The organism is Candidatus Aquarickettsia rohweri (genome assembly GCF_003953955.1).
Taxonomy (GTDB): Bacteria; Pseudomonadota; Alphaproteobacteria; order Rickettsiales; family Midichloriaceae; genus Aquirickettsia; species Aquirickettsia rohweri.
Genome location: NZ_RXFM01000002.1, coordinates 21977 through 32621, shown reverse-complemented (window position 1 = coordinate 32621; position 10645 = coordinate 21977). Strand labels below are relative to the sequence as shown.

Below are 10645 nucleotides of genomic sequence, written 5' to 3'. Positions count from 1 at the left end.
AGGTATCAAATAATGCATTGTAGAATTTTTACCTACAATAACATAATCCAAAGCTGGCTGAACAACCCATGCAAGGAAAGTTGCCGCAGATGCTGAAACCAACATGCATAATAAGGCTAATGATAATCTTTTTCTTAGTGGCCTTATGTAATTTTTGAATAACCTATTAAAAAGATACCAACTACTATCGTACTTATTTTCTAATTCTTTTTTCACTTTAAGATGTTACCTTCGTCCAAATTTTCTTAAAAATAGACGAGTTATCGTTATTTTGTTTATTTGTATTTTTCATACCATTATTCCTATTTTTTTTCCTTTTTCTAAAATTTGTTTTTAGCGGCCTTTTTGATTGCATTTTTATATCATTAATGTTGCCATCATGTTCAACAATATCCTCTTCAAAATTATTAAAAATTTCTTTATTTCCAATATTATCTAAATCATTTAGTAAAAAACTTTCAGGTCTATTGTATCTACGATTCTTTACAGTAGCTATGTTAGAAGTTTGATGAAATATAATTTTATAGTTTTCAGGAGAAATTATATCATCAATACTTAAATGAATTTGAATATTATAAGAATTTTCTAAAAAACTTAATTCATTTTTAAAGTTATTCATTAGATAAGTTATAATATCGCTAGCAGCTATTATACTTACTACTTTGGCTTTTTTCCTTGAAAGCAAAAATGTAAGCTTACCTATTAACAGAGTAGCAATTGAACTATTTAACGTTATCCTACCTTTCCCTAAACAAGTTGGACAAATCTTTGAATTTGCCTCTATAAAGCTTTTCCCAACTCTTTGCCTAGACATCTCTAATAGACCAAATTCACTAATTCTACCAATCTGGACTTTCACTTTATCATTCCAAAATGCTTTTTTAAACTCCCTTTCAACTAATTTTTTATTTTGCAATTCAAGCATATCAATAAAGTCTACCACAATTAAGCCTGATAACCCTCTAAATCTAACTTGTTTAGCTATTTCTACTGCTGCTTCTAGGTTAATATTCAAAGCAGTATTTTCTATACTATACTCTTCTGTGTAAGTTCCAGAATTAACATCAATAGAAATCATCGCTTCTGTTGCATTAATTACTAAATATCCCCCTGATTTTAATTTTACAACATTCGAATAAAGATTACTTAATTGTTCTTCTACCTTATACTTATGTAATATAGGTACTTTATTAGAATATTCTTCTAATTTCTGAATATTTTTAGGAATAAAAATCTTTAAAAAATCAGAAACTTTTTTATAAGCTTTATTACCTGAAACAATTATTTTTTCCACTTCGCTTGTATAATGCTCTTTTATATTATTAATTAATATATCACCTTCTTCATAAACAAGAGATGGAGCAAAAGATGAAACAGCTGAATTCTTTATCTTTTCCCAAATATTAATTAAATACTCAAAATCCCTCTTAATTTCTACTTTAGTTCTGTGAGCAGATGCAGTTCTAAGAATTAGACTTGACTCACTATAATTTTCTAATAACTCACTAGATATTTTTTTTAACCTCTCTCTTTCTTCCTCATCATCTAATTTTCTAGAAATACCTATATTGTTTTTAAATGAATTAGGTGAAAAAACACAGTACCTCCCAGATAATGAAATATAAGTAGTTAAAAAAGCTCCTTTATTACCTCTTTCTTCTTTTTCAACTTGAACTAGTATTATTTGATCTTTTTTTATTACTTCTTGTATTTTATAATTATCATATAATTCACTAACAAATTTATTTGGATATTCAGAAGCACTAGCAGAATCATCTTCATTATAATTAGATTTATTCTCTTTGATTTTATTTAATAATTGTTCCTTATCTCCTACTGGTATTTGATAATACTTTGGATGAATCATTTCAAAAGATAAAAATCCTTTTTTATCATTCCCATAGTCGATAAAAGCTGCCTGTAAAGATGGCTCTATCCTACTAACTTTACCTAAGTATATATTCCCTTTAATTAGCTTAGTATTAAAATTTTGGTAATAAAATTCTTCAAGCTTACCATCAGCACCTATCAAAATAAACTTAGTTTCTTCTGGATAAAACGCATCAATTAATATTTTTTTTAACATTTATTCTTCTCCTTATAATTTTTTAATTCGTTACAACTGATTACTTTTATATAAAATTAATTCAAATCATAATTTGACATTTAAAAGACTATTATATAGTTTTTACCTGATTTGTGGTTAGCGTTTATATTTTTGCATTCTTTTAAAGTCTGCATAATTTTATTCGTATAGATTATAATTGAAATAAAAAAAAATGATAGTTTAAATAACATGAATTTAAAATTTATAGATTTTTATTCTTATAAGAATTATGGTTTTTTATTTAGCATTATTTTTACTATTGCTACTATTATTGGCTATATATATGCAGGCTTAAATTTAGGAATAGATTTTAAGGGTGGGCTTATAATAGAAGTATCTTCAAAAATTCCTTACAAATTAAAAAATCTTTTAATAGAAAAATATAACCAATTAGTTATTCAAAAATCTGGACAAAATTTAGTGATTAGATTGCAAAATATTAATGATAATAACATTAATGTTAAAACTGCAGATAAAATAAAATCTGAGATAATAGAATTAGATAAAGATGCATTATTTACTAAAGTTGATTTTGTGGGACCAAAAATTTCTAATGATTTAGTTAAAAAAGCAATTTATGCATTTATTTGCTCATTATTAGTTGTAATGATATATATTTTATTACGATTTAATTGGAAATTTAGCATAGGCGCTATACTAGCTTTAATTCATGATTTAACAGCTGCAATTGGTTTTTTTATTTTCACAAGATATGAGTTTAACTTAACTTCAATAGCAGCAATACTAACAATTATAGGATATTCAGTAAATGATAGCGTAGTAATTTACGATAGAATAAGGGAAAATTTATCTACTAGTAATACTACTGATTTTACACCAACTATAATTAATAAAAGTATTAATGAAACTTTATCAAGAACTATAATGACTTTTTTAACTACATTTGCAACTTGCCTTGCATTATGGTGCTTTGGTGGAGAAAGTTTAGAGAGTTTTAGTGCAGTACTTACATTTGGTATTGCATTTGGCACTTATTCCTCTATATTCATATCAGCTAATATATTGCCTTTCATTACTAGAAAATAATTTTACTGTAAAATGAATTTTAAAGAACTATTTAGAAAAAAATCTTTTGGGAGCTTAAAAAAAGAAGCTAACGCTTCTAAAGGACTAATAAGAAGTCTAGGCCCAATACAATTAATATTATTAGGAATTGGAGCAATTATAGGTGGCGGTGTATTTGTACTAACTGGATCAGCAGCATTTCATCATGCTGGCCCAGCTATTACATTATCTTTTGCTTTGAGTGGTTTTGTCTGTATATGTGCAGGCTTATGTTATGCTGAATTTGCTTCAATGATACCAGTCTCAGGAAGTTCTTATACTTATGCTTATGCCACACTTGGCGAATTGCCAGCTTGGCTAATAGGTTGTTCATCCATACTTGCTTATTTTTTATCAGTAGCATCTGTAGCTAATGGATGGTCAAGCTATTTTATAGGGCTATTGGAACATTATGACATTTATTTACCCGTGAAATTTACCAATATAACTGGATACGAATATACTGACATAAATGGAAAAATTCAAAAAGCACTTTTTAATGCTCCAGCTTTTATTATTTCTGTTATAACTATGTTTATTTTAGTAAGAGGCACAAAAGGATCTTCTGTTGTAAATGGAATAATAGTATTTATTAAAATGGCAATATTACTCCTTTTTATTATCATAGGAGCAACTAAAATAGATTTAAGTAATTGGACTCCTTTTATACCAAAAAATACTGGTAATTTTGGAGAATACGGAATATCAGGAATAATTACCGGGGTTTCTATTGTTTTTTTATCTTTTAATGGATTTGATTCTGTTTGTACTGCTGCACAAGAAGCAAAAAATCCTCAAAAAAATTTACCAATAGGGATTGTTGGAGGAATTATTGTAGCTACTTTAACATATATTTTAGTAAGCGCAGTTTTAACAGGAGTTGTAAGTTACAAAAATTTAAATACATCACAACCCTTTGCAATTGCAACAACACAGATGAATATGCCTGTATTCTCAGTATTTGTTAAGTTAAGCGCTGTAGCTGCTATAACATCAGTAATATTAGTTCATCAATATGCAATAGTGCGAATGATATACTCAATAACACAAGATGGGTTATTGCCAAACTTCTTAAAAAAGATTCACAAAAAATTTCATACCCCTTATATTGCTACAACAATAGTAGGGCTTTTAATGGGATTAATTAGCGCAACTGTAAAATTAGAAGAACTTGTAAAATTAAGCACTTTTTTTATATTATTGACTATTATCATAATATGTTTTAGCACAATACTTTTAAGATATACTCAACCGAATTTAAAAAGAAATTTCAAATGTCCATTAGTACCTTGGGTGCCTATATTAGCGATAATATTAACTGGGCAAATTTTACTAACGTACCCTTTAATAACTGTAAAATATGCACTAATTTGTCTAATAATATGTACAATTTACTATTTATTTTATGGAAAACAAAAAAGCAATTTTAAAAAATAATTTTAAAAGCCTTTTTAAAAAAAAATCTGTTAAACAAATAAATTTAAAAGTATTACAGAATAATAAATTAAAAAAAAGTTTATCTTTATTACAAATAGTATCATTAGGTATAGGTGTAATAGTTGGAGCCGGTATATTTGTTTTAACTGGTATTGCAGCTAGCATGCATGCTGGGCCAGCCATTACATTATCTTTTGCTTTAAGTGGTGTTGTCTGCATATGTGCAGGCTTATGTTATGCTGAATTTGCTTCAATGTTAAAAACCTCTGGAAGCTCTTATTCATATATATATGTTACTTTTGGAAGGTTTCCTGCTTGGATTATTGGCTCTATATCGGCTATTGGATATTTTTTAGGAGCAGTTTCTGTAGCAGTAGGATGGTCTGGTTATTTTATAGATATTCTTAATACCTTTAATTTCAATATTTCACAAAAATTCACATCTCCAACAGGAACAAAATATATGCTAGATAATAAACATTTTTATTCTTATCTAGATTTACCAGCATTTGCAATTTCTCTAATATCAGCATTCATTCTTTATAGGGGTATATCATTATCCTCAATTATTACTACTATATCAGTTATTATAAAATTATCAGTACTGCTTTGCTTTGTATCTATAGGAATATTTTACATAGATATCAATAACTGGATACCTTATATTCCTGAGAATCAAGGAAAATTTGGAAAATATGGTTATTCTGGAATAATTGCTGGGGTTTCTATGGTATTTTTAGCATTCAATGGCTTTGATTCTATATGCACTTCAGCTCAAGAAGTAAAAAATCCCAGAAAGAATATACCTTTAGGTATAATTATTACAATAATCCTGGTTACAATTATATATATAGTAACTTCTGCAGTAATGACAGGATTGATATCATATAAGCAATTAAATGCTCCACAGGCATTAGCATTAGCCGTTAATAATATAGGATTACCTTGGCTTAATTATATAGTAAAATTTGGAGCACTTGCTGGCTTAAGCTCTGTGATAATTGTTAGCCAATATACAGTTACAAGAATTCTTTTAAGCATGTCTGAGGATAAATTATTGCCAAATATTTTTACTAAAATTCATTCAAAAAATCAAATACCACATATTATAACAATCATAATTGGACTTTCCATGGCTATACTTGCAGCAACAACTAATCTGCACAATGTAGTTAAGTTAAGTAGTTTTTTTATTATTATAACAGTAATATCAATTTGTTTAGCAACTATAATAATGAGATATACTAAATCAAAATTAATAAGAGGATTTTATTGTCCTTTAATGCCTATACCTCCTATTATTGCTATTATATTATCTTTATATATAATATACTCATACCCTATTCAAATTTATTTAAATGCTATTATTATTTTAATAATTTTAGCAGTAATATATTTTTTAAAAAAACATGAATAAAGAATTTGAATATATATCCTATAGATCACGAAGAAATAAAATCATAACTGATAATAAATTTTATCAATCACTTTGCAAACTTTCATTTCAAAATCATATAGAATATATGTTAAACACAAACCAATTATTAAATTTAGAAATTGGATTTGGATCAGGTGAATTTATTTTTTATAGAGCAAAACGAGATAAAGATAATATATATATAGGCAGTGAAGTTTATAACCCTGGAATTGCACAATTACTTAGCAAAATTGAAAAAAATAACGTAGATAATATTTATATTTTCAATGATGATGCACGCGATCTATTAAATAAAATTCCTAATGAGTTATTTAATAATATATATATATTATTCCCAGATCCTTGGCCAAAAAAGAAACATTTTAAAAGGCGATTAATAAACACAAATTTTTTGAAATTTATAGCAACAAAATTTTCTTCAAATTTATTTATAATCACTGATCATTTAAATTATGCAGAAAACATATTATATGATGTCTTACAAAGCAATTGTTTAACAATAAAAAAAATGAAAATTTCTAATACAAGTTTTTTCAGAACAAAATATGAATCTAAGGCGTTAAAAAATTTAAATACTATTTTTAGCTTTGCACTTACCCATAACACAGATAATCATGCCCTATAAAGACACTATTTATGCATTATCTACTCCTTATGGAAAATCTGGAATAGCGATTATAAAAATTTCTGGACCAAATGCACTAAAAACTTTACAACATTTAAATTTTAAAAAACACCCCAAAGAAAGAGTCGCAACCCTGGGCAAAATATATAATAAAAATTTAGAAATTATTGATGAAATTATTGTAATTTATTTTTCTAAAAATAATAGTTATACTGGAGAAGAAACATTAGAATTACAAACTCATGGAGGAATGGCTATTATTAACTCTATTTTTAATGAACTTAGTTCTTTTAATTTTTTGCGCATTGCACAAAATGGAGAATTCACTAGAACTGCACTTGAAAATAATAAAATATCTTTAAATAAAGCTGAATCACTTATAGAATTAATCAACGCTGAATCAGAATTTCAACGAAAAATTGCTATAAGAAATTATAATGGAGAGCTGGAGCAATGTTATTTATCATGGCGCAATAATTTAATTAACTTGCTTGCTATTTCTGAAGCTTACATTGATTTTCCTGATGACCTTTTAAATAATATGGAAATTAAGAAATTAAATGATCAGATAAAAAAGCTAATAAATGAATTTAATGTAAGTATGCAACATTTTAAATTTTCTAATAAATTAATGACTGGTATTAATATTTGCATAGCTGGCCAAACAAATGTTGGAAAATCAACTTTAATGAATTTTTTATCTAAAGCAGATACATCAATTATTTCAGATATACAAGGAACTACAAGAGATGTAGTAAAAACCAAAATTGAAATATCTGGAATACCAGTAATTTTACATGATATAGCAGGCATACGCGAAACTTCAGATAAGATTGAAAATATTGGCATAAAAAAAGGCAAAAAAATAATAAAAAATGCAGATATTTTAATTATTATGCTTGATGCAAATAATTTACATGATCTGAATATATTTTATACAATAGAACAATTAGTAAGCTTTGATACAAAAATACTAATATTAATTAACAAAAATGATTTGTTAGATATCAATTCTAATAAAAGAGATATATTTAAGAAAAAACTTAACAAAATTTTTGTAAAATATGAAGATATACTTTATATTTCACTTATAAATAATAAATTCCATAAATTAATTTCAAATACTATAATAAAAATATTAAATCATTTTATTTCTTTATCTGGTACAAATTTAATTACAAATATTCGACATCAAGAAAAACTTGAAAAATCTGCAGCTTATTTAAATAAAGCTTTAAAAGCAGTTAATTTGGAAATTAAATCTGAAGAAATAAGATATGCAGCAAAAGAATTAGGAGCTATATTGGGTGAAATTAATTCAGAAGAAATATTTAATAAAATTTTTAGTAGTTTTTGTATAGGAAAATGATATAAATAGATTGTTTCACGTGAAACATATTAAAGATTATGAAAAAAGATTATGATGTAATTATTATTGGTGGAGGGCATGCTGGAATTGAGGCCGCTGCTGCATCATGTAGAATTGGAGCTAAAACATGTCTAATAACTAAATCAAAAAATGACTTAGGACAATTATCATGCAATCCATCAATTGGTGGAGTAGCAAAGGGTATAATTGTAAGAGAAATTGATGCATTAGATGGAATAATGAGCAAAGCAATTGATAGATCAGGCATACATTTTAAAATGCTCAACAGAAGCAAAGGCCCAGCAGTATGGGGCTTAAGAGCTCAAGCAGATAGAGATCTCTTCAAGCTGAATATAGAAAAAATTATAGAAAATTATCCTAACTTAAATATATTATACAATACAGTTGATGATATTATTATAGATAATAATAAAGTTATAGGTGTAATTTGCGATAAAGTAAAGATTTATTCAAATTCTGTAGTTATAACATCAGGAACATTTTTAAATGGAAAAATATATATTGGCGAACAAAATTATTCAGGGGGTCGATATGGAGAAAAATCCATTACAACATTAGCTAAAAAATTAAAAGATTATAAATTTAAGGTTGGTAGATTAAAAACAGGAACCCCTCCTAGAATAAATAAAAACTCTATTAATTGGAAGATTTTAGAAGAACAACTAGGAGATACAAATCCATATTTATTTTCAGATTTATCTCAAAATACATTACAGAAGCAAATATCTTGCTACATAACATATACTAATAAAAAAACTCATCAAATTTTACTTGATAATCTTCATAAATCAGCTATTTATTCTGGAAAAATTTCTTCAAATGGACCTAGATACTGTCCATCAATTGAAGATAAAATTATGAGATTTAAAGATAAAGAACGTCATCAGATTTTTTTGGAACCTGAAGGACTTGAAAGTGATTTAGTTTATCCAAATGGTATATCAACTTCTTTACCAAAAAATGTACAAGAAAAGTTTGTTAGATCTATCTACGGATTAGAAAATGCTAAAATTACAAGGTGGGGATATGCTATTGAATATGATTTTATAGATCCAAGAGAATTAAAAGAAACTTTAGAAACTAAAAAAATAAGCAATCTTTTTTTTGCAGGACAAATAAACGGCACTACAGGTTATGAAGAAGCTGCTGGACAGGGAGTTATCGCAGGAGCAAATGCAGCACTAAAATTAAATTCGAAACAATTAATTTTATCGCGTAGTGATTCCTACATAGGAGTGATGATCAATGATTTAACTAATTTTGGAACTGAAGAACCATATAGAATGATGACTTCACGCGCAGAATATAGAATAAAACTTAGAAATGATAATGCCACTGAAAGATTAACAGAAATAGGTAAAAAATATGGACTTATAAGTGCTAAAAAATTAAAAAATTATCAAGATATTTGTACAGAAAAAAACAAGACTGAAGATTTAATTAAATCTAAGCAATTTATTTGGAATTTTAAAAATACAGACGATTATATTCATCAAATAAAAAGTTATTTTTCAGAAATTGCTAAAACAGATAATAGAATTTTAATAAAAATTTATGCTGAAAATTTGTATAAAAATTATGAAAAAAGATTACTTAAGGATATTGAAATTTTAAAAAAAGATAAAGAGGTAATCATACCTAAAATACTAAATTTTGACGAAATAAAAGGCCTTTCTAACGAAATAAGAACTAAATTAAAAAACACATCGCCTCAGACAATAGCTGACATAAAAAGAATTCAAGGAATGATGCCATCAGCATTAATTGCTATTATAATTTATCTAAAAAAGCCACAAGATGTTTGATAATAAATGTAAAATAATATCCATAATCAATCAAAAAGGCGGGGTTGGCAAAACAACAACAACAATTAATTTAGGAGCAGCACTTAGCGTATACGAAAAAAAAATTTTACTAATTGATCTTGATCCTCAAAGTAATTTAACTACAGGAATGGGTATCAATCCATCTAATAAAAATGATAGTACTGTTTATAATTTTTTAACTAGTAATATCAGCATAAATAATGTAATAAAAAATACTTTAATAGATAATCTAGATATTATATCCTCTGAACCAAATTTATCAGCATTTGATTCTGAAGCATCTACATTAAAAAATAAAGAATTTTTTCTAAAGAAAAAACTTGACTATGTAGATGACATACTAAATTATGACTATATTCTTATTGATTGCGCTCCATCATTAAGTTTATTAACTATAAATGCATTAACAGTATCTGATTCTATTTTAATTCCTCTACAATGCGAATTTTTTGCACTTGAAGGAATTGTAAATATAATTAATATATTTAATTATATTAAATCAGGCTTAAATTCAAAATTAACTATAGAAGGAATTTTATTAACTATGTATGATAGAAGAAACAAGCTTTGTAAAGAAATTGTTAAGGATGTAAGACAAAATTTTGGTGACTTAGTATATGAACAAATTATTCCTAGGAATATAAAATTATCAGAAGCAACATCTCATGGCAAACCTGTAATGCTTTATGATAGCAAGTGCTCTGGTTCAATTTCATATATATTGTTAGCTCAAGAAATATTAAATAAACAAAAATAA

Annotated in this window: 9 protein-coding genes; 7 read left to right on the top strand and 2 right to left on the bottom strand. The window is 26.3% G+C overall.

The window, feature by feature from the left end; all coding sequences use genetic code 11:
- Together EIC27_RS07340 and EIC27_RS00305 are read right to left on the bottom strand one after the other, a co-directional pair.
- Positions 1 to 216: hypothetical protein (locus EIC27_RS07340; RefSeq protein ID WP_153183751.1), on the bottom strand; the 216-nt coding region annotated here is incomplete at its 3' end.
- Position 217: 1 nt separating this feature from the next.
- Positions 218 to 2086 carry an Rne/Rng family ribonuclease gene (locus EIC27_RS00305; RefSeq protein WP_126044175.1) on the bottom strand — a complete coding sequence of 623 codons (1869 nt, stop codon included), beginning with the start codon at positions 2084 to 2086 and terminating at the stop codon, positions 218 to 220.
- Positions 2087 to 2296: 210 nt separating this feature from the next.
- On the opposite strand from EIC27_RS00305, the gene secF reads away from it, so the two are divergent.
- From secF to EIC27_RS00270, 7 genes are read left to right on the top strand one after another with little or no spacing between them, the layout of a single operon-like run.
- Positions 2297 to 3154 carry a protein translocase subunit SecF gene (secF, locus tag EIC27_RS00300; protein WP_126044174.1) on the top strand — a complete coding sequence of 286 codons (858 nt, stop codon included), beginning with the start codon at positions 2297 to 2299 and terminating at the stop codon, positions 3152 to 3154.
- Between the two features lie 12 nt (positions 3155 to 3166).
- Entirely contained in the window at positions 3167 to 4609 is a 1443-nt protein-coding gene (locus EIC27_RS00295; protein WP_126044173.1) for an amino acid permease, read from the top strand.
- Positions 4578 to 6026 (top strand): amino acid permease, encoded by a 1449-nt coding sequence (locus tag EIC27_RS00290; RefSeq protein WP_126044172.1) that lies wholly within the window; start codon positions 4578 to 4580, stop codon positions 6024 to 6026. Before EIC27_RS00295 ends, EIC27_RS00290 begins: the two co-directional genes overlap by 32 nt.
- Positions 6019 to 6672, top strand: a complete 654-nt coding sequence (trmB, locus tag EIC27_RS00285) for a tRNA (guanine(46)-N(7))-methyltransferase TrmB (RefSeq protein ID WP_126044171.1) — start codon at positions 6019 to 6021, stop codon at positions 6670 to 6672. Before EIC27_RS00290 ends, trmB begins: the two co-directional genes overlap by 8 nt.
- Entirely contained in the window at positions 6662 to 8041 is a 1380-nt protein-coding gene (gene mnmE / locus EIC27_RS00280) for a tRNA uridine-5-carboxymethylaminomethyl(34) synthesis GTPase MnmE (protein WP_126044170.1), read from the top strand. The genes trmB and mnmE overlap by 11 nt, the downstream gene beginning before the upstream one ends.
- Before the next feature lie 38 nt (positions 8042 to 8079).
- Complete coding sequence (gene mnmG / locus EIC27_RS00275; protein WP_126044169.1) at positions 8080 to 9867, top strand: tRNA uridine-5-carboxymethylaminomethyl(34) synthesis enzyme MnmG; 1788 nt, start codon at positions 8080 to 8082, stop codon at positions 9865 to 9867.
- Positions 9860 to 10645, top strand: a complete 786-nt coding sequence (locus tag EIC27_RS00270; protein ID WP_126044168.1) for a ParA family protein — start codon at positions 9860 to 9862, stop codon at positions 10643 to 10645. The genes mnmG and EIC27_RS00270 overlap by 8 nt, the downstream gene beginning before the upstream one ends.

What these genes read in the sequence shown, in the direction of transcription:
- EIC27_RS00270 (WP_126044168.1), top strand. Translation starts at nt 9,860, where the DNA reads ATGTTTGATAATAAATGTAAAATAATATCCATAATCAATCAAAAAGGC.
- mnmE (WP_126044170.1), top strand. Translation starts at nt 6,662, where the DNA reads ATGCCCTATAAAGACACTATTTATGCATTATCTACTCCTTATGGAAAA.
- mnmG (WP_126044169.1), top strand. Translation starts at nt 8,080, where the DNA reads ATGAAAAAAGATTATGATGTAATTATTATTGGTGGAGGGCATGCTGGA.
- EIC27_RS00295 (WP_126044173.1), top strand. Translation starts at nt 3,167, where the DNA reads ATGAATTTTAAAGAACTATTTAGAAAAAAATCTTTTGGGAGCTTAAAA.
- secF (WP_126044174.1), top strand. Translation starts at nt 2,297, where the DNA reads ATGAATTTAAAATTTATAGATTTTTATTCTTATAAGAATTATGGTTTT.
- EIC27_RS00290 (WP_126044172.1), top strand. Translation starts at nt 4,578, where the DNA reads ATGGAAAACAAAAAAGCAATTTTAAAAAATAATTTTAAAAGCCTTTTT.
- EIC27_RS00305 (WP_126044175.1), bottom strand. Translation starts at nt 2,086, where the DNA reads ATGTTAAAAAAAATATTAATTGATGCGTTTTATCCAGAAGAAACTAAG.
- trmB (WP_126044171.1), top strand. Translation starts at nt 6,019, where the DNA reads ATGAATAAAGAATTTGAATATATATCCTATAGATCACGAAGAAATAAA.